Annotated in this window: 12 protein-coding genes; 9 read left to right on the top strand and 3 right to left on the bottom strand. The window is 32.3% G+C overall.

What is annotated here, in order from left to right; translation table 11 throughout:
* Positions 1–284 precede the first annotated feature (284 nt).
* The gene (gene acnA / locus LQ598_RS02495; protein ID WP_239745138.1) at positions 285–2,990 is read left to right on the top strand and encodes an aconitate hydratase AcnA; all 2,706 of its coding nucleotides are present in this window, start codon (positions 285–287) and stop codon (positions 2,988–2,990) included.
* 89 nt (positions 2,991–3,079) lie between these two features.
* Positions 3,080–3,526: a 1,4-dihydroxy-2-naphthoyl-CoA hydrolase MenI gene (gene menI / locus LQ598_RS02490; protein WP_103322473.1), complete on the top strand. Its 447-nt coding sequence runs from the start codon at positions 3,080–3,082 to the stop codon at positions 3,524–3,526.
* Between the two features lie 53 nt (positions 3,527–3,579).
* Here menI and LQ598_RS02485 read toward each other — a convergent pair whose 3' ends face one another.
* Positions 3,580–3,879: a HesB/YadR/YfhF family protein gene (locus LQ598_RS02485; RefSeq protein WP_103322472.1), complete on the bottom strand. Its 300-nt coding sequence runs from the start codon at positions 3,877–3,879 to the stop codon at positions 3,580–3,582.
* A 13-nt stretch (positions 3,880–3,892) separates the two neighbouring features.
* Positions 3,893–4,474: a glycerol-3-phosphate 1-O-acyltransferase PlsY gene (plsY, locus tag LQ598_RS02480; RefSeq protein WP_232059961.1), complete on the bottom strand. Its 582-nt coding sequence runs from the start codon at positions 4,472–4,474 to the stop codon at positions 3,893–3,895.
* A gap of 201 nt (positions 4,475–4,675) precedes the next feature.
* Between plsY and parE the strand changes: the two genes are divergently transcribed.
* The 3 genes from parE (at position 4,676) to alsT (ending at position 10,750) form a co-directional block, all read left to right on the top strand.
* The gene (gene parE / locus LQ598_RS02475; protein WP_103322470.1) at positions 4,676–6,679 is read left to right on the top strand and encodes a DNA topoisomerase IV subunit B; all 2,004 of its coding nucleotides are present in this window, start codon (positions 4,676–4,678) and stop codon (positions 6,677–6,679) included.
* Entirely contained in the window at positions 6,679–9,093 is a 2,415-nt protein-coding gene (gene parC, locus LQ598_RS02470) for a DNA topoisomerase IV subunit A (protein WP_107559212.1), read from the top strand. The genes parE and parC overlap by 1 nt, the downstream gene beginning before the upstream one ends.
* 85 nt (positions 9,094–9,178) lie before the next feature.
* On the top strand, positions 9,179–10,750 hold the full coding sequence (alsT, locus tag LQ598_RS02465; RefSeq protein WP_016912513.1) for a glutamine transporter AlsT: 1,572 nt from the start codon (positions 9,179–9,181) through the stop codon (positions 10,748–10,750).
* Between the two features lie 205 nt (positions 10,751–10,955).
* On the opposite strand, the gene LQ598_RS02460 is transcribed toward alsT, so the two are convergent.
* Positions 10,956–11,942 carry a DUF1002 domain-containing protein gene (locus LQ598_RS02460; protein ID WP_107537304.1) on the bottom strand — a complete coding sequence of 329 codons (987 nt, stop codon included), beginning with the start codon at positions 11,940–11,942 and terminating at the stop codon, positions 10,956–10,958.
* A gap of 100 nt (positions 11,943–12,042) precedes the next feature.
* On the opposite strand from LQ598_RS02460, the gene glcT reads away from it, so the two are divergent.
* From glcT to mprF, 4 genes are all read left to right on the top strand, one after another.
* On the top strand, positions 12,043–12,879 hold the full coding sequence (gene glcT, locus LQ598_RS02455; protein WP_239745137.1) for a glucose PTS transporter transcription antiterminator GlcT: 837 nt from the start codon (positions 12,043–12,045) through the stop codon (positions 12,877–12,879).
* 123 nt (positions 12,880–13,002) lie between these two features.
* The gene (ptsG, locus tag LQ598_RS02450) at positions 13,003–15,069 is read left to right on the top strand and encodes a glucose-specific PTS transporter subunit IIBC (protein WP_016912983.1); all 2,067 of its coding nucleotides are present in this window, start codon (positions 13,003–13,005) and stop codon (positions 15,067–15,069) included.
* Positions 15,070–15,288: 219 nt separating this feature from the next.
* The gene (locus LQ598_RS02445) at positions 15,289–16,443 is read left to right on the top strand and encodes an AI-2E family transporter (protein ID WP_220453606.1); all 1,155 of its coding nucleotides are present in this window, start codon (positions 15,289–15,291) and stop codon (positions 16,441–16,443) included.
* Between the two features lie 471 nt (positions 16,444–16,914).
* Positions 16,915–19,491, top strand: coding sequence for a bifunctional lysylphosphatidylglycerol flippase/synthetase MprF (gene mprF / locus LQ598_RS02440; RefSeq protein ID WP_345773304.1), 2,577 nt, complete (start codon positions 16,915–16,917; stop codon positions 19,489–19,491).
* Positions 19,492–19,543: the final 52 nt, after the last annotated feature.

The following is a 19,543-nucleotide window of genomic DNA, read 5'->3' as shown; positions in this document are numbered from 1 at the left end:
TGATATATTGAGGTTGAGACAAAATAATTGTCTCAACCTCAATTTTTTTGTATATGGTTTCACTTTTCCCGAAAGATTTTAGTCCTTTAGTTGATAATAGTTATCAATTAATAACTAATTATTATGAATAACTGAATATACATAAGTAAAACTTATGGTTCCGTATCATAAACTTGAATGATAAATATACTTATTTTTAAGAGTAATGTATTGTTTTACTAAAGTATTGATTATACAATTATATATGAAGCATTAACTTGCACAATTTTAAAGGGGGAACAAAAATGAGCTCAAGTTTAAAAGAACAATCTAAAAAGTCTTTTGAATTGAATGGCAAAACTTACACGTTTTATAGCTTGAATACGTTAGATGAATTAGGTTTATCTAATGTGGACAAACTACCATATTCTATACGTGTATTATTAGAATCGGTATTAAGACAATTTGACGGTCGTGTGATTAAAGAAGAACACATCATGAATTTAGCAAAATGGGGTAAATCTAACGGTGAAAATGCAGAAGTACCATTTAAACCATCACGTGTTATCCTACAAGATTTCACGGGTGTACCTGCAGTAGTTGACTTAGCTTCATTACGTAAAGCAATGGATGATGTAGGCGGAGATGTTTCTAAAATCAACCCAGAAGTGCCTGTTGATTTAGTTATTGACCACTCTGTACAAGTAGATAGCTATGCATTACCGAATTCATTAGAAATGAACATGAAGCTAGAATTTGAACGTAATATTGAACGTTATCAGTTTTTAAACTGGGCAACTAAATCGTTCGACAACTACCGTGCTGTACCACCAGCTACTGGTATTGTTCACCAAGTTAACTTGGAATACTTAGCAAGCGTTGTTCACATTAGAGAAGAAGAAAACGAACTTGTAACATACCCAGATACGCTAGTAGGTACTGACTCTCATACTACTATGATTAATGGTATTGGCGTACTTGGTTGGGGTGTCGGTGGTATTGAAGCCGAAGCTGGTATGTTAGGTCAACCTTCATACTTCCCAGTTCCTGAAGTAATCGGTGTTAAATTAACGAACGAATTACCTCAAGGTACAACAGCTACTGACTTAGCTTTACGTGTGACTGAAGAGTTACGTAAAAAAGGCGTTGTTGGTAAATTTGTAGAATTCTTTGGCCCTGGCGTTGAAAAGTTACCATTAGCTGATAGAGCTACAATTGCTAACATGGCACCTGAATATGGTGCAACTTGTGGATTCTTCCCAGTAGACGAAGAATCATTAAGTTATTTACGCTTAACAGGTCGTAGTGAAGAACAAGTACAAGTTGTAGAAAAATATTTAAAAGAAAACAACATGTTCTTCAAAGCTGAAAAAGTAGAACCAACATATACTGATGTTGTAGATTTAGATTTATCTACTGTAGAAGCTTCATTATCAGGACCTAAACGTCCACAAGACTTAATTAAATTAAGCAATATGAAAGAATCATTTGTTGACTCAGTTACGGCTCCTGCTGGTAACCAAGGTCATGGATTTGATAAATCAGAATTTGACAAAACAGTTGATATTGAATTAGCAGATGGTAGGAAGACATCAATGACTACAGGTGATATTGCAATTGCAGCTATCACGTCTTGTACGAATACTTCAAATCCATATGTTATGTTAGGTGCTGGATTAGTAGCGAAAAAAGCTATTGAAAAAGGATTAAAAGTACCTGATTACGTTAAAACATCATTAGCGCCTGGTTCTAAAGTTGTTACAGGTTATTTAAGAGATGCTGGATTACAAGAATATCTAGACGAACTTGGATTTAACTTAGTTGGTTATGGTTGTACAACTTGTATCGGTAACTCTGGTCCTTTATTACCAGAAATTGAAAAAGCTATAGCAGACGAAGATTTACTTGTTACTTCTGTATTATCAGGTAACCGTAACTTTGAAGGTCGTATTCACCCACTAGTTAAAGCAAACTACTTAGCTTCACCACAATTAGTAGTAGCATACGCGTTAGCTGGAACAATGAATGTTGATTTACAAAAGGATCCGTTAGGTAAAGATGCAAATGGTGAAGATGTGTACTTAAAAGACATCTGGCCATCAATTCAAGAAGTTAAAGATACAGTTCTTTCTGTCGTAACACCTGAATTATTTAAAACAGAATACGATTCAGTATTTGAATCTAACGAAGTTTGGAACTCAATTGAAACAACAGATCAACCGTTATATGACTTTGATCCAACTTCAACTTATATCCAAAATCCTACTTTCTTTGAAGGCTTATCTACAGTACCAGCAGATATCCAACCTTTAAATAACTTACGTGTAATGGGTAAATTTGGAGACTCAGTTACAACTGACCATATTTCTCCTGCCGGTGCAATTGGTAAAGATACACCAGCTGGTAAGTACTTACAAGAAAATGGTGTTGCGATTAGAGACTTTAACTCATACGGTTCTCGTCGTGGTAACCACGAAGTAATGATGAGAGGTACATTTGCTAACATTCGTATTAAGAACCAATTAGCGCCAGGTACTGAAGGTGGATATACAACATATTGGCCAACTGAAGAAGTAATGCCTATATTTGATGCTTCAATGAAATATCAAGAAAATGGCATCGGCTTATGTGTATTAGCTGGTAATGACTATGGTATGGGATCATCTCGTGACTGGGCTGCTAAAGGTACTAACCTTTTAGGTGTTAAAACAGTTATAGCTCAAAGTTATGAACGTATTCACCGTTCAAACCTTGTTATGATGGGTGTATTACCTTTACAATTTAAAAAAGGTGATTCAGCTGATAGCTTAGGATTGACTGGTAGAGAAGCAATTTCAGTAGACATTCATGAAGGTGTTAAACCTCGTGACATTCTAAAAGTTACTGCAACTAGTGAAGATGGTAAAGTAACTGAATTCGAAGCATTAGCTCGATTCGATTCTGAAGTTGAAATTGATTACTACAGACACGGTGGTATTCTACAAATGGTTTTAAGAAATAAATTAGCTTAATATATTAAGAGTCTGGGACATTAATGTTCCAGACTCTTTTCTATTTGTGGTATGATTAAGATAAGGAATTTAGAAAGAGGGATTGAAGAATGATATATAGTGAAACACCAATAGATGTAAGGTACGCAGAAACAGATAAAATGGGTGTTGTTTATCATGCCAATTATGCAATTTGGCTAGAAGTTGCACGAACAGACTACATTTATAAAGCTGGATTTAGTTATGCAGATATGGAGAAGGCAGGCATTATTTCTCCTGTAGTGGATTTGAATATTAAATATAAACAATCTATTACGTATCCTGAAAAAGTGATCATCAAAACGTGGATTTCTCATTACTCACCAATTAGGTCGATATATTCATATGAAATATTGAATGAAAATAGAGAAATAGTTTCTACAGGCACTACGACACATGTTTGCTTGAAAAAAGGATCAAACAGACCAATTAGATTAGATAAAAGTTTTCCTGAATGGCATGAAGCATATTTAAAAATTCATGAAGAAACTGAACAAGGTATTGATCGTAAACTATAAAAATAAGCAGATGTATTTCGCTTGATAAACGAAATACATCTGCTTTTTATAGTTTATTTTGAAGTTTTAACTTCATATTTAATTTCTCCATTATCGTTTAAATCAATTACTAAATCATTACCTTCAAAATACCATAAATCTTTTTCATCAATAAAGAACGGAATGTCATTTTTAACATCTTTAAAACCTATTTCGGAAGCACTTAAAGGATCCACAGTGAAAGCTGGCGAAAAGCCTTGTTTTAATTGAAATTCACCACCATAGCGAACGAAAATTCGTAATGCTTGATCGTCATGGAATTCTAATTCATTTTTAAACCATTCAATAGCTTTTTCAGTAATTTCTAAATTCATAGTGCATTCTCCTTTACATCCATTTAATTTTGGGTTCATTTCCTTTAAATATCCTTACGATATTTGATTGATGTCTAACGAGTAGAATTAACATTATGGCGATGGATACGATTAAAAATGGTAAATCGCCAATGATAATAGCACCGATTACACAACCTATACCCGCAATCATACTAGATAATGATACATATTTTGTTGAATACAAAATAATAATGAATACAATAGCTAGTACGATAAGCAATACCGGATGTACACCGAGAACGGCGCCAGCGCTAGTAGCAACTGCTTTGCCGCCTTTAAATTTCAAGAAGATTGGAAATACATGTCCGATAACTGCACAAATACCTACGAATATACTAGGAATATCTACATTAAACCATAATGGGAAGAAAACTACAATGAAACCCTTGAATATATCTAGGAACATCACAATAAACCCAGCTTTTTTACCTAGTACTCTAAATGTATTTGTGGCACCTAAATTGCCACTTCCAAATTGTCGAATATCTTTTTTATAAAATAATTTACCTAACACAAGGCCACTTGGGAAACATCCAAATAAGTAGCTAAGTATAATAACAACAAATGTCATTATTGAAACACTCCTTTGATAGCAGGTACTAATAGTTTACCATAACTCAATATCGGTTACTATTTAAAAATATGCTAAAGTGGTCACAATGTAAAGTGAAATTGTACTACTATTATGGATAGGGCTTGCATTTTCTAGGGATTTATAACAAAATAACTAATGTATAGTTAAAAAAACGAACGTACGTTTGTAGGAGGAGAAATATTGAATAAAGAAGCAAAAGTTCAATATGGTGAAGATTCAATACAAGTACTGGAAGGGTTAGAAGCAGTAAGAAAAAGACCCGGAATGTATATTGGTTCAACAGATGTTCGCGGACTTCACCATTTAGTATATGAAATAGTAGATAATTCTGTTGATGAAATTTTAAATGGATTTGGAACTGAAATCGAAGTGACAATTCATAAAGATGATAGTATTTCTGTTTCTGATAATGGGAGAGGGATGCCAACAGGATTACATAAAACTGGAAAACCAACACCTGAAGTTATTTTCACAGTACTTCATGCAGGCGGGAAATTTGGCCAAGGTGGCTATAAAACAGCTGGAGGATTGCATGGTGTAGGTGCATCAGTTGTCAACGCCTTAAGTGAATGGTTGGAAGTAACAATATATAGAGATGGTTATATTTACAAACAAAAATTTAAAGACGGCGGTACACCAGTTACAACATTAGAAAAAAAGGGGAAAACACGTAAAACGGGTACAACTGTTCATTTTAAACCGGATTCTAAAATCTTTAAAACTTCTACTCATTATAATTTTGAGACGTTATGTGAGAGATTACAAGAATCTGCTTTCTTATTAAAAGCTTTGAAAATTAAAATAACTGATTTAAGAAGTGATGAGCCTAGAGAAGTCTTTTATCATTATGAAGATGGTATTAAAGAATTCGTTAAATATTTAAATGAAGGTAAAGATGTACTTCATGATGTCGCGCTATTCACTGGCGAGTCAAATCAAATAGAAGTTGATATCAGTTTTCAATTTAATGATCAATATTCTGAAACAATCTTAAGCTTTGTTAACAATGTTCGTACTAAAGATGGTGGTACACATGAAACAGCATTAAAAGCTGCCTTTACAAGAGTGTTTAATGAGTATGCTCGTAAAATCGGTGAGATTAAACAAAAGGATAAAAACTTAGACGGTAGTGATATTCGTGAAGGGTTAACAGCTATTATTTCTGTGAGAATACCTGAAGATTTATTACAATTTGAAGGGCAAACTAAATCTAAACTCGGGACAAATGAGGCTCGTGCAGCAGTAGATTCTGTTATGTCTGACCAGCTACCTTTCTATTTAGAAGAGAAGGGACAGCTATCTAAATCTTTACTTAAAAAAGCTGTTAAAGCTTCTCAAGCTCGTGAAGCTGCAAGAAAAGCGCGTGAAGAGGCGAGAAATGGTAAGAAAAACAAACGTAAAGAAACGTTATTGTCTGGTAAATTAACGCCAGCACAAAGTAAAAACACTGAAAAAAACGAACTTTATTTAGTTGAGGGTGATTCCGCAGGGGGTTCAGCTAAATTAGGTAGAGACCGTAAATTTCAAGCGATTTTACCGTTAAGAGGTAAAGTCATCAACACTGAAAAAGCTAAACTAGATGATATCTTTAAAAATGAAGAGATTAACACGATCATTCATACGATTGGAGCAGGCGTTGGAGCTGACTTTAATGTTGAAGATAGTAATTACAATAAAGTCATTATTATGACTGATGCTGATACAGATGGTGCTCATATTCAAGTCTTATTGCTAACTTTCTTCTTTAAATATATGAGGCCGCTATTAGCAGCTGGAAAAGTATATATTGCATTACCACCTTTATATAAATTAGAAAAAGGTAAAGGTAAAAGCAAACAAGTTGAGTATGCTTGGACGGATGAAGATTTAGATGAATTGATGAAAAAAATTGGAAAAGGATTCTCCCTACAACGTTATAAAGGTTTAGGTGAAATGAATGCTGACCAATTATGGGAAACAACGATGGATCCAGAAACGAGAACATTAATTAGAGTGAGTATTGATGATGAAGTGCGTTCACAACGTAGAGTCACGACGTTAATGGGCGATAAAGTTGAGCCTCGTAGAGAATGGATTGAAAGACACGTGCAATTCGGTATGCAAGAAGATCAAAGTATACTTGAAAGTGAAGACATTCAAGTACTTGATGATGAAATAGAATCGTTAGAGGGGGAAGTTAAATAATGGTTGAACAAATTCAAAACCTTCCTTTAGAAGATGTTATAGGTGATAGATTTGGTAGATATAGTAAATATATTATTCAAGACCGCGCACTTCCTGATGTACGTGACGGTTTAAAGCCTGTACAACGTAGAATTTTATTTGCCATGTATAAAGATGGTAATACATTTGAAAGAAATTTTAGAAAGAGTGCTAAAACTGTCGGTAATGTAATTGGTAACTACCATCCTCACGGTGACTCATCAGTTTATGAAGCGATGGTTCGTATGAGTCAAGATTGGAAGTTAAGACATGTACTAATAGAAATGCATGGTAACAATGGGAGTATCGATAATGATCCACCAGCAGCTATGCGTTATACAGAAGCGAAATTAAGTAAATTAGCTGAAGTTCTTCTGCAAGATATAGATAAAGAGACAGTAGAACATATACAAAACTTTGATGACACTGCAATGGAACCAATGGTATTACCAGCTAGGTATCCTAATTTATTAGTCAACGGTTCGACAGGGATTTCGGCAGGTTATGCGACAGATATTCCACCACATAATTTAGGTGAAGTGATTGATGCGACACTGAAATTAATCGATAAACCTACCACTTCTATAGATGAATTGATCGGGCATATTAAAGGTCCTGACTTTCCTACAGGTGGTATTATACAAGGCTTAGACGGTATTAAAAAAGCATATCAAACTGGTAAAGGTAAAATAGTCGTTCGTAGTAAAGTTGAAATTGAAACCATTAGAGGTGGCCGCGAACAGATTATTGTCACTGAAGTGCCTTTTGAAGTAAACAAAGGTTCGCTCGTTAAAAAAATAGATGAACTGAGAGCGGATAAAAAAATTGAAGGTATCGTTGAAGTTCGAGATGAAACAGATAGAAACGGTTTAAGAATAGCAATTGAACTTAAGAAAGATATAAATAGTGAAGGTGTACTAAATTATTTATATAAAAATACTGACTTACAAGTTCTATATCATTTCAATATGGTAGCGATAAATAATAGACGCCCAGAATTACTTGGGTTAAAACAAATTCTTGAAAGTTATATTGCACATCAAAAAGAAGTTGTGACGAAACGTTCTCTATATGAATTGTCACAAGCTGAAAAGAGAATGCATATTGTAGAAGGTTTAATTAAAGCTTTATCTATTCTTGATAAAGTAATAGAAACGATAAGAGCATCGAAAAATAAACGAGATGCTAAAGAGAACTTAATCGCTAAATATGAATTTACAGAAGAACAAGCTGAAGCTATTGTAATGTTACAATTATATAGATTAACAAATACAGATATTGTTTCACTTGAAAAAGAATTTGATGAATTACAAAAAACGATAGATAGACTTAAAGATATTCTACAAAATGAAAATTCTTTATTAAAAGTTATTAAAAGTGAATTAAGAGCGATTCGTAAAGAATTTGCAGATGATCGATTAACTGAAATAGAAGAAAAAATAACTGAAATTAAAATAGAAAAAGAAATACTTGTACCTAGTGAAGAAACGATTGTTTCTGTTACACACGACGGATATATTAAACGCACATCTAATAGAAGTTATATCGCAAGTGGTGTTGAAGACGTTGGGCTTAAAGATGGCGATTACTTATTAATGCATGAAAAGATGAATACACAAGATACATTAATCGTATTCACTTCACAAGGTAATTATTTATTTATCCCAGTCCATGAGATTGTTGACTTAAAATGGAAAGATTTAGGGAAGCATATTTCTCAAATGATTCCGATAGGTGATGATGAGAGAATTGTTTCTGTATATAAAGAAACTGATTTCAAGCAAACATCTAGTTATATTATTGCTACGAAAGATGGCATGATTAAAAAGTCTACAAATGATAAATTTAAAGCTTCTAGAATTACAAAACCTTTAGTTGCAATTAAACTTAAGGGCGACGATGAGGTTGTATCTGTTCTGAAAATTACAGAAAACGAACTTATTACAGTTATTACAAAAAATGGTATGAGTTTAACTTATGATACTGATGAATTGTCTGATATTGGCTTAAAAGCAGCAGGCGTTAAATCTATAAACTTAAAAGAGAATGACAGTGTCGTTATGACGGAAACATTACCAGATGATAAATTTGTATTCATCATTACAGATCGTGGCTCTGTGAAAAGAATGAAGGCTAATCAATTTGTACCTGCCAAAAGAGCTCAGCGTGGTTTAATGATATTAAAAGAATTAAAATCTAAGTCACATACAATTATTACAGCACTAACAAGTTCAGAGCAAGAAACGTGTGTCATTTTATCAGAAAAAGATCGTATAAAAGTTAACACGAAAGACTTTAATTATAGTGAACGATATACTAACGGTAGGTTTATTATTGATGAAAATGATTTCGGACAAATTATAAATGCTTATTTTGAAGAAAAAGCAATAGAATAAAAATATATAGTCATAATTAATTGCACATGGTAAAATCATGATAGCGTTTTTTTATGACTATATTAATTAGAATTGAGGGATTTCTTTGAAGAATTTTGATAGTTATATCCCAAGTTGGTTTCATGACTTTGTGCAATGGGGTAATGATTTAATTTGGACTCAAAACTTAATTTTCTTACTATTACTAGCTGGTGTATTCTTTACAATTAGTTCTAAAGTTGTACAGTTAAGATGGTTGCCAGAGATGTTTAGAGTGATATTTGAAAAAGCTGAAACACTTGAAGATGGTAGGAAAGGTATTTCTTCATTCCAAGCATTTGCAATTAGTGCTGCTTCACGTGTAGGTACTGGTAATATTGCTGGTGTAGCTACAGCAATTGTTTTAGGTGGTCCAGGTGCAGTATTTTGGATGTGGGTAATAGCATTTATTGGTGCTGCAAGTGCATTCTTTGAAGCAACTTTAGCACAAGTATATAAAGTTAAAGATAAAGAAGGCGGTTTTAGAGGCGGACCAGCTTATTACATAGAACGTGGATTGGGGCAAAAATGGCTAGGGGTTGTATTCGCAATACTGATTACAGTCACATTTGCTTTTGTATTTAATACAGTTCAATCTAATACGATTGCAGCTTCTTTAAATGAACAATATGAGTTTTCAAACGTTATTACTGGTATTATTTTAGCCATTATTACAGCATTGGTTATATTTGGTGGCGTTAGAAGTATTGCAACAGTATCTTCGTTTATTGTGCCAATTATGGCTATCGGATATATTATATTAGTTGGTTATATTTTGTTAATGAATGTAGACCAAATTTGGCCAATGATACAAAATATCGTAAAAAGTGCTTTCGGTCTTCATCCAGCATTTGGTGGCGCTATGGGCTTTGCGATCATGCAAGGTATTAAGCGTGGTTTATTCTCAAATGAAGCAGGTATGGGTTCTGCAGCTAACGCAGCAGCAACTGCAGCAGTCAGTCACCCTGTTAAACAAGGATTAATCCAATCGTTAGGTGTATTTTTCGATACAATGATTATTTGTTCAGCAACTGCTATCATGTTATTACTTTATACTGATCTACAATTTGGTGCTGATGCAGAACAAGGTGTTGCTGTTACGCAACAGGCGCTTACAACACATGTAGGTGAGTTTGGCGGTATATTCCTTACAGTCGCAGTATTTATGTTTGCATTTTCTTCAATTATTGGGAACTATTACTATGGACAATCCAATATTGAATATTTAACTAAGAATAAAATTGTGATGTTTATTTTTAGAATCTTAGTTATAGGTATGGTATTTGTTGGATCTGTCGTTCAAGTTCAAACAGTATGGGATACAGCAGATTTATTTATGGGGCTAATGGCAATTATTAATATTGTTGCATTGTTTGGTCTAGCAACTGTTGTGTTTGAAGTTACAAAAGATTATAGAGCACAAAGAAAACGTAAATTAAATCCTGTATTTAAAATTGAGAATTTAAGCGCAAACTTTAGTAACATAGAAGCATGGGGAGATAATCCTTATAAAAAAGAGACTAAAGAAGTTGAAAAAACTAAACAATATCAATCGTCAGAAAATGATACAAAGTATGAAGAACCTGAAAAAGATACTTTTGAAAATAATAATGACGAATCCGATCATAAAGATCAATAAAGCGTATATATTATAAAAAATAGCAACTCATTTCTAGCTGAATAAATCAGTGAAATGAGTTGCTATTTATTTTGAGTTGGGTCAAAATCTGAATGTTACTTGTTTGGATAGTCTTGCAACATTTAGCATGCACTTTCAAAATCGTAAGATTTTAAAATATAAAAAGATCTCTTCACTAGACTAAACTAATGAAGAGATCTTTTATTTATGATTTAAATAGATTTGCTATAGAATTGAATATTTCTTTAATCGCATTTACAATTTTATCCCAGAAACCTTCATCTTGTAATTTATCTTTAATATTATGACCTAGTTCTTCTGCTTTTTTCTTAGCGTCTTTAAAGTCATCGGATTTAACAATATCATTAACATAATCTTTAGAGTTATTAATAAAGTCTTTTGCATTTTCACCACTAAAAACGCCATCTTTCTGAGCTTTATCAATGACATTTACAATCATGTTGATTTGATTTTGACTAATAACTTGCGTTAAGCCGTTGTCTTCAATTTTTTGATTTACAATATTAGTGATTTCGTTAACATTAACATTTCCCGTTTTTTCTGCTACTGCTTGTTTAGATTCTGCTATTGTTTTATTTAGCTGTGATTGTGAGAAACCTTCTTGGCCACTATTTTCATCTGATATTTGGTTAATAGTAGATAATTCTTCTTGTGCAACTTGTGTTCTATTTGAGTCGACGGATTCACCTTGAGCTTCAAATGCTTTATAAACCCCAGCTAAAGCACTTTCTCCAGTTACATCTTCACTAGAAGCTATTGTAACGTCTGCATCTTTAATACCAGCAGTCATTAACGCATTCTTGTAAGTATCTTCGGTAACTTTAGTTATTTTACCTGCATCTTGATTGATGTTTAAATTGAGTCCACTTCCCTTTGATGTTTTAGTAATTCGGATACTCGATTTCAAAACATCATTTGACGATTGCATGTTTAAATATTTATTTAAGTCATCAGCATTAACGTATGTTGTTTTGTCACTATTCTTAGTGCCTAATAAATTTGCTGTAGTATCTTTAGCAGTTGGATTGTTTTCTAAAGCTGCACCATAAACAGTGACTGCATTATCCCACGCTTCCTCAGTTACTGCTTGGGCTTGGTGTTTCGGATAAAAAATGATTGATAGTAATAAGACAGATAATATACTAAATATATATGGATTTATGTTCTTCATATGCTTGCACGTCCTTAACTTTATTGATATAAATATATCTATCATTATATTATCATCAATTGTATAATATGTAATAGGTCTTCAGAATGAGGTTTAATATATGGGAAAATACATTATAGAAAAAACATTAAACAATAATGTGTTAGTTGCTAACTATTATGAAAAAGAAGTTATATTAGTTGGTAAGGGGATTAGTTTTGGTAAAAAACAGGGTGAAGAAATTAATACGGATTTAATAGAAAAAGTATATTTGCTTGAATCTGAAAATGATAAAAACAAATATAAGCAATTATTAGATGGTACAAATGAACAAGTGTTCACGATCGTTTTAGAAGTTGTAAATGGTATTGATAAACAGTTAGGTGGAAGTGTAAGTGAAAAAACGTTAATTTCATTAACTGATCATATTTTATTTGCAATCAAACGTGTTAAAGAAGGCATTCATGTTCATAATCCATTTTTAAAAGAAACAGAGCTGCTATATCCAAGAGAATATCAAATTTCTGAAAAAGCTGTTAAAGCATTAAACGAAAAGCTAAACTTACAATTCATTGAATCGGAAGCTGGTTTCATTGCTTTACATATACATTCAGCTGAAGTAAAACATTCACTTCACGATATTCACAACATAAAAGAAATTATACAAAAAGCAATTATAATAATAGAAGAGGGCCTTGAAGTTAATATAAATAAAGATAGTATTAATTATAGTCGTTTTGTTAGGCACCTTCACTTTGCAATTCAAAGAGTTTTAGCTGATGAACGAATTCCAGACGCAACTAATATTGAAATGCTATTGAAAGCGCAATATCCAGTGTGTTATAATATATCCGTAAAGATAGTGAAGATGATGCAAACACAGTTGAAGAAACCAGTTTATCAATCAGAATTGGCATATTTAACAATGCACATCCAACACTTCAATAATAACTTATAAGTTGCGTGTTACTGATACGATCAGGCATGAGCAAATAAACTTTACCACTTAGGTAAGTTTCTTTGCTCATGCCTTTTTTCATGGCGTAATTTATAAAGTTAAACAAATAGGAGGGGTTTTAATATGTTTAAGAAATTCTTTGGTCAATTGCAACGTATTGGTAAAGCTTTAATGTTACCAGTTGCAATATTACCAGCAGCCGGTATTTTACTTGCATTCGGGAATGCAATGCAGAATGCTCAGTTCGTTGAAATTGCACCTTGGTTAAAATCTGATGTTATTGTTATGGTTGCATCAGTTATGGAATCATCGGGTCAAATTATTTTTGATAATTTACCATTACTATTCGCACTCGGTACCGCTTTAGGTTTAGCAGGAGGAGATGGCGTTGCAGCTTTAGCAGCATTAGTTGGTTATTTAATTATGAATACAACTATGGGTGTTGTTAAAGGTATTTCGATTGATGATATTTATAGTTATGCTGAAGGCGCTAAAACATTAGGCCAAACAGCTAAAGATCCTGCAAATGCATTAGTGTTAGGGATACCAACACTTCAAACAGGGGTGTTCGGTGGTATTATAATGGGGGCACTTGCCGCATGGTGCTACAACAGATATTATAATATCAGTTTACCACCATTCTTAGGATTCTTTGCAGGTAAACGATTTGTTCCAATTATTACATCAGTTATTGCGATTGTGGCAGGTATTGCACTTTCATTTGCTTGGCCACCAATACAAGATGGTTTAAATAATTTATCTACATTCTTATTAGATAAAAACTTAGCATTGACGACATTTATATTTGGTATTATAGAACGTGCTTTAATCCCATTCGGATTACATCATATATTCTATTCACCATTCTGGTTCGAGTTTGGTAACTATGTAAACTCTGCTGGAGAATTAGTTCGTGGTGACCAAAGAATCTTTATGGCACAAGTTAAAGATGGCGTGCCATTTACAGCTGGTGCATTTACAACAGGTAAATATCCATTTATGATGTTCGGTTTACCAGCAGCAGCATATGCGATTTACCGTCAAGCGCGTCCAGAGCGTAAAAAAATTGTAGGTGGTTTAATGCTATCTGCAGGTTTAACATCATTCTTAACTGGTATAACTGAACCATTAGAATTCTCATTCTTATTCGTAGCACCAGTACTTTATGGTATTCATGTTGTTTTAGCAGGTACATCATTCTTAGTGATGCACTTATTGCACATTCAAATAGGTATGACGTTCTCAGGTGGATTTATTGACTATATATTATACGGATTATTAAACTGGGATCGTACGAATGCATTATTAGTAATTCCAGTAGGTATTGTATATGCGTTAGTTTATTACTTCTTATTTACATTCGCTATTAAGAAATTCAATTTAAAAACACCGGGTAGAGAAGATAAAGAAACAAAAACGCGCAATAGCTCAGTAGCAGAATTACCTTTTGATGTTTTAGATGCTATGGGTGGAAAAGAAAACATTAAACATTTAGATGCATGTATTACAAGACTTCGTGTGGAAGTGTTAAACAAATCTGAAGTTAATAAAGATGAACTGAAAAGTTTAGGTGCTTCAGGTGTGCTAGAAGTCGGTAATAATATTCAAGCTATTTTTGGTCCTAAGTCAGATCAAATCAAACATGATATGGCACGCATTATATCTGGTGAAATTTCTAAACCAAATGAAACAACTGTTACTGAAGAAGGTGATGAGGAAAGTGCTGCAATTCTAGCTGAAGGTGGCGCTACAATCTATTCACCAATTAAAGGTGAAGTGATTAATATTTCTGAAGTACCTGATAAAGTATTCTCTGAGAAAATGATGGGTGATGGAATTGCAATTATTCCTGAAACTGGTGAAGTCGTTGCACCGTTTGATGGTAAATTAAAAATGACATTCCCTACAAAACATGCAATTGGCTTAGAGTCTAATGAGGGTGTTGAATTATTAATTCACTTCGGATTAGAAACAGTTAAACTTGAAGGAAAAGGCTTTGAAATTTTAGCAGAAGCTGATACAGACATCGTTAAAGGCCAACCATTAATGAAAGTTGATTTAGACTTCATTAAAGAACATGCTGATAATACTGTAACACCGATTGTTGTTACAAACTTAAATGATTCAACTTTAGAAACTTTAATTACTGGTAAAGTTGAACAAGGCGATAAAATATTAGTTGTTAAATAATATAAAAGTCATTTTAAAATAGGAGATACATCTATAAGATGTTTATCTCCTATTTTATTTTTTTAATTAGTATAATTTTATTATGTAAACTAAAGGTGTAAATTTTTGTTTTTAAATTGATATGTTTAGGGTATAATAGACTATAAATATTTTAGAGGAGGGCTTTTTTTGGAAAGAGAACCAAAATCCAATAAATCTATCAATAATAAGAGTAGATTTATGAACTTTTTTGGTGGACGAGATATATACTTTATTTTAGGATTATTGATCTTGATAGGCTTAATGATCTTTATATTCCAAAATGTATCGTTCATTTTTCAACCCGTAGTAACGATTATTACAACTTTAATTGGCCCAATTATTGTTGCATTCGTCGCGTTTTATCTATTTAATCCAATTATTAATTTTATGGAAAGATTTAATATTTCAAGATTATGGGGTATCATCATATTACTACTTGCCATTATCGCAGCATTTACACTTGTTGTGACTTTATTGATACCTGTCGTACAACACCAAGTAACCAGTCTTTCAAAAAATTTACCAACATACGTTAATGAGTTTAGTGACAAAATTAAAATGCTTTCTAAAAATTCTTTTGTAGCTGATTATTATACGCAAGCTCAAAACTGGGTACAACAAAACTTTAGTGATATACCTAAAAAGATATCTAATTCAGTAGGAGACTTCAGTAATAAGTTTCAAACATTTATTTCTACAATTACACATGTAGTTGTGATCATTATTACTTTCCCGTTTGTATTATTCTTCTTGCTTAAAGACGGTGAAAAGTTTAGAAACTATTTTATAAGTTTAATGCCACCAAAATTTAGAAAAGATACACATGATTTAATTGATAAAATGAATGTTCAAGTAGGTTCATATATTCAAGGTCAAATGATTGTTGCTTTCTGTATTGGGGTATTATTATTCATTGGTTATTCCATTATAGGATTAGAATATGGATTAACATTAGCAAGTATTGCTGCAGTCACAAGCGTTGTACCTTATTTAGGTCCTATTATAGCGATATCGCCTGCAATCGTACTAGCAGCAATTGATTCACCATTTATGCTGTTAAAGCTTGCTATTGTATGGGCAGCCGTTCAATTTTTAGAAGGACATTTTATTTCACCTAATATTATGGGGAAAACAATGCAAATACATCCTTTAACAATTATTTTCGTATTATTATGTGCAGGAAATTTAGCAGGTGTATTAGGTGTGATACTTGGTATTCCAGCTTACGCTATTATTAAAGTTGGTGTAACACACATCTTTACTTTATTTAAACGCCGATATAACAAATATTATCAAGATGATTCAGGACCATATGAATTTAAAGATGATGAAATTATACCGGAGAATGATTAAACTCAATATGATTTTGATTGAACTGTCTGGGACATAAATGTCCTAAACTATAATGATTTTGTAAAGTGCATGCTTGCCTGGGGGTATGGCTCGAGCCTGTAGTCTCTCTCACATACTATTCCCCCGGGCGTCAGCACTTTACAAAATCAGAAATGTAAATCACCCAATCCGAAAATAATTCCAACGGATTGGGTGATTTATTTTAAGTTGGGATTTATGTCCCAACTTCTTTTTTTGTTTGTAAATTGATAAATAATTTTGATACATAGATTAAATAATACACACCATATGTTGCAAGACTGAACAAACAAGCAACATAGGAGGTCTGTATGTTGCAAGACTGATCAAACAAGCAACATAGGGGGTCTGAATGTTGCAAGACTGATCAAACAAGCAACATAGAACGTTTGTAAGATGACCATATGATGAATGGGCAATTGAAACATGAATTATAAGAATAAATTCTAATTAATGTATTTTTATGGTATTATTTGGGAGAATAAAATAAGAGAAGGTAGAAAAATGAATATCATAAATCGAAAAAGAATTTTTTCTGTGTTAAAGTTTTTATTTATTTGCACTATATTATGTGTCGTTTTATATGTATTGCATCATGAATTAGTAAAAATAGATTTTAAAAAGGCAATTGTGCTGTTTAGAGAAATGAATACTGTATATTTTGTCGGTATAATATTACTTGGAATACTTTCAGTCTCAGTTTTATCTCTTTATGACATCATGTTAAAACAGTCATTAAAGATCAGTTTACCAATACATAAAGTGTTATCTATTAGTTATATTATTAATACTTTTAATAGTATATTAGGATTTGGTGGTTTAATCGGTGCGGGTTTAAGAATATATTCTTATCGTAATGATGTCCTAAATAAAAAGGAATTAATAAAAAGTACTTCATTATTATTAGTATCCATGCTCAGTGGATTAAGTTTATTGTGTGTATTAATCGTTTTCCGTGTTTTTAATGCTGATCCGTTATTAGATGATATAGCTTGGTCAAAAATTGTCATATATATAGGTAGTTTGTTTTTACCATTATTTATGATATTTTCATATTTGAAACCCTCTACACAAAATGATAGATTTTTAGGCCTTAAATTTACGATTGTTTCTGCTTTAGAATGGTTAGCTGCAAGCACGCTATTATTTGTTATTTTAAAATCGTTAAATATAAATATAGAGTATTTTTACTTGGTTGGGATATTTGTAATAGCAGCATTATCAGGTTTAATTAGCATGATACCTGGTGGCTTTGGCGCATTTGACTTAGTCGTTTTACTGGGGATTAAATCACTAGGTGTGCCTGAAGAACAAGTCGTCATCGCATTATTATTGTACAGAGTAGCTTATTATTTCTTCCCATTTATTATCGCACTTGGCTTATCGACATTTGAATTTGGTAGCATAGCTAAAAAATATATAGAAGAAAGTAAGTTTTATACACCTGCTGTAGATACAACGTCATTTATTAAGTCTGTTCAAAGTGACTTTATGACGAAAATACCATCATTAGCATTAGGTTTACTTTCAGGTATTACAGGCTTTGTATTATATTTCAATCATATATTAATATTGTATGATGCAATATATTCTCATCATTATACGTTTTATTCCGTTTTGTTAGCGTTACATACTGCTTCGACATTGATGTTGTTAATATGTGCTAAAGGTGTCATGTCAGGCACTATGAGATCTATTCTTATGAGTATCATATCAGTTATCGTCATGTTAATCGTATGTATCTTAACGACGAGTACAATCATTGCGTTTTTATGGTTAGTCATTTTATTAATATTATTGTTTATCGGTTATAAGAAAGCAATAGTCGTTAAGAAAATAGTAACGTCAATCAAAATTTTATTAAGTGGATTGTTAATATTTACGATGTTTATTGTTAATAGAATTATTTCAAAAAATTATTTGGATCTCTATCCACATGAAGTCACTAAATTCGATAAATATGCGGTATTCTCAATGTTTTGGATTGTCTTGGCAATTTTATGCCTATTAGGTATGTGTATTACCTTTATACTTTCAAAAAGATTTCATAAAAGTTTAAATACAAATGCATCTTATGAAACGATTCAGAATATCATAGATCAGTACGGAGGATCTTACGTAAGCCATTTAGCTTTTACAGGAGATAAATCGTTTTATGTAAATGAAGATGAAGATGTTTTTATTATGTATAGACATACGATGAATGCTGTTATTGTGCTAGGGGATCCAGTTGGCAATCGCAATCAATTCAATCAAATTTTGAGCGATTTTTATGATCAAATGCAATTTTTAGGACATGATATTATTTTTTATCAAGTACAAAGTAAATTACTATCTTTATATCATGACTATGGAAATATCTTTTTCAAATTAGGGGAAGAAGCACTTATAGATTTAAACACGTTCAGTTTATCTGGTAAGAAAAAACGTGGTATGCGTGCAACATATAATAAATTGGAAACAGAAGGGTATCAATTCGATATCATGCATGCACCATATTCACAAGAAGACTTGAAAATGATGAAAGATATTAGCGATAGTTGGTTAGAAAGTAAGCAAGAAATGAGTTTTTCAGTTGGTTCATTTCAGTTAGATTATTTAAATAGAGCGCCAGTTGCAGTCATAAGAAATAAAAATAATGAAATAGTTGGATTTTGTTCATTGATGTTTACGAATTATAATCAATCTATTTCTATAGATTTAATAAGATGGAATAAAAATATAGATCTTCCATTGATGGATGCATTGTACATTCATATGTTGTTATGGGCAAAAGAAGAAGGATATAAACAGTTTAATATGGGTATGGCAACTTTATCGAATGTAGGACTTAATAAGCATGCCTATCTTAGAGAGAAATTTGCAGCAAAAGTATTTGAGAATATGAATAGTTTATATAGTTTTCAAGGATTACGAAATTATAAACAAAAATACGCGCCAGATTGGGAACCAAGATATTTAGTGTATAGAAAATACAGTTCATTATTTTGGAACTTAATTAGAGTTTCTTTAACCATTAATCATAAGTAAATAAGCGTTGATTATATATGCTCAACAGCACAAAAAAAGAAGACCGCTAAAG

It is taken from the genome of Mammaliicoccus sp. F-M27, assembly GCF_022387115.1.
GTDB classification, from domain to species: Bacteria; Bacillota; Bacilli; order Staphylococcales; family Staphylococcaceae; genus Mammaliicoccus; species Mammaliicoccus vitulinus.
This window is presented reverse-complemented; position numbering and strand designations above follow the sequence as displayed.

What these genes read in the sequence shown, in the direction of transcription:
- acnA (WP_239745138.1), top strand. Translation starts at nt 285, where the DNA reads ATGAGCTCAAGTTTAAAAGAACAATCTAAAAAGTCTTTTGAATTGAAT.
- menI (WP_103322473.1), top strand. Translation starts at nt 3,080, where the DNA reads ATGATATATAGTGAAACACCAATAGATGTAAGGTACGCAGAAACAGAT.
- LQ598_RS02485 (WP_103322472.1), bottom strand. Translation starts at nt 3,879, where the DNA reads ATGAATTTAGAAATTACTGAAAAAGCTATTGAATGGTTTAAAAATGAA.
- parC (WP_107559212.1), top strand. Translation starts at nt 6,679, where the DNA reads ATGGTTGAACAAATTCAAAACCTTCCTTTAGAAGATGTTATAGGTGAT.
- LQ598_RS02460 (WP_107537304.1), bottom strand. Translation starts at nt 11,942, where the DNA reads ATGAAGAACATAAATCCATATATATTTAGTATATTATCTGTCTTATTA.
- glcT (WP_239745137.1), top strand. Translation starts at nt 12,043, where the DNA reads ATGGGAAAATACATTATAGAAAAAACATTAAACAATAATGTGTTAGTT.
- ptsG (WP_016912983.1), top strand. Translation starts at nt 13,003, where the DNA reads ATGTTTAAGAAATTCTTTGGTCAATTGCAACGTATTGGTAAAGCTTTA.
- LQ598_RS02445 (WP_220453606.1), top strand. Translation starts at nt 15,289, where the DNA reads ATGAACTTTTTTGGTGGACGAGATATATACTTTATTTTAGGATTATTG.
- mprF (WP_345773304.1), top strand. Translation starts at nt 16,915, where the DNA reads ATGTATTTTTATGGTATTATTTGGGAGAATAAAATAAGAGAAGGTAGA.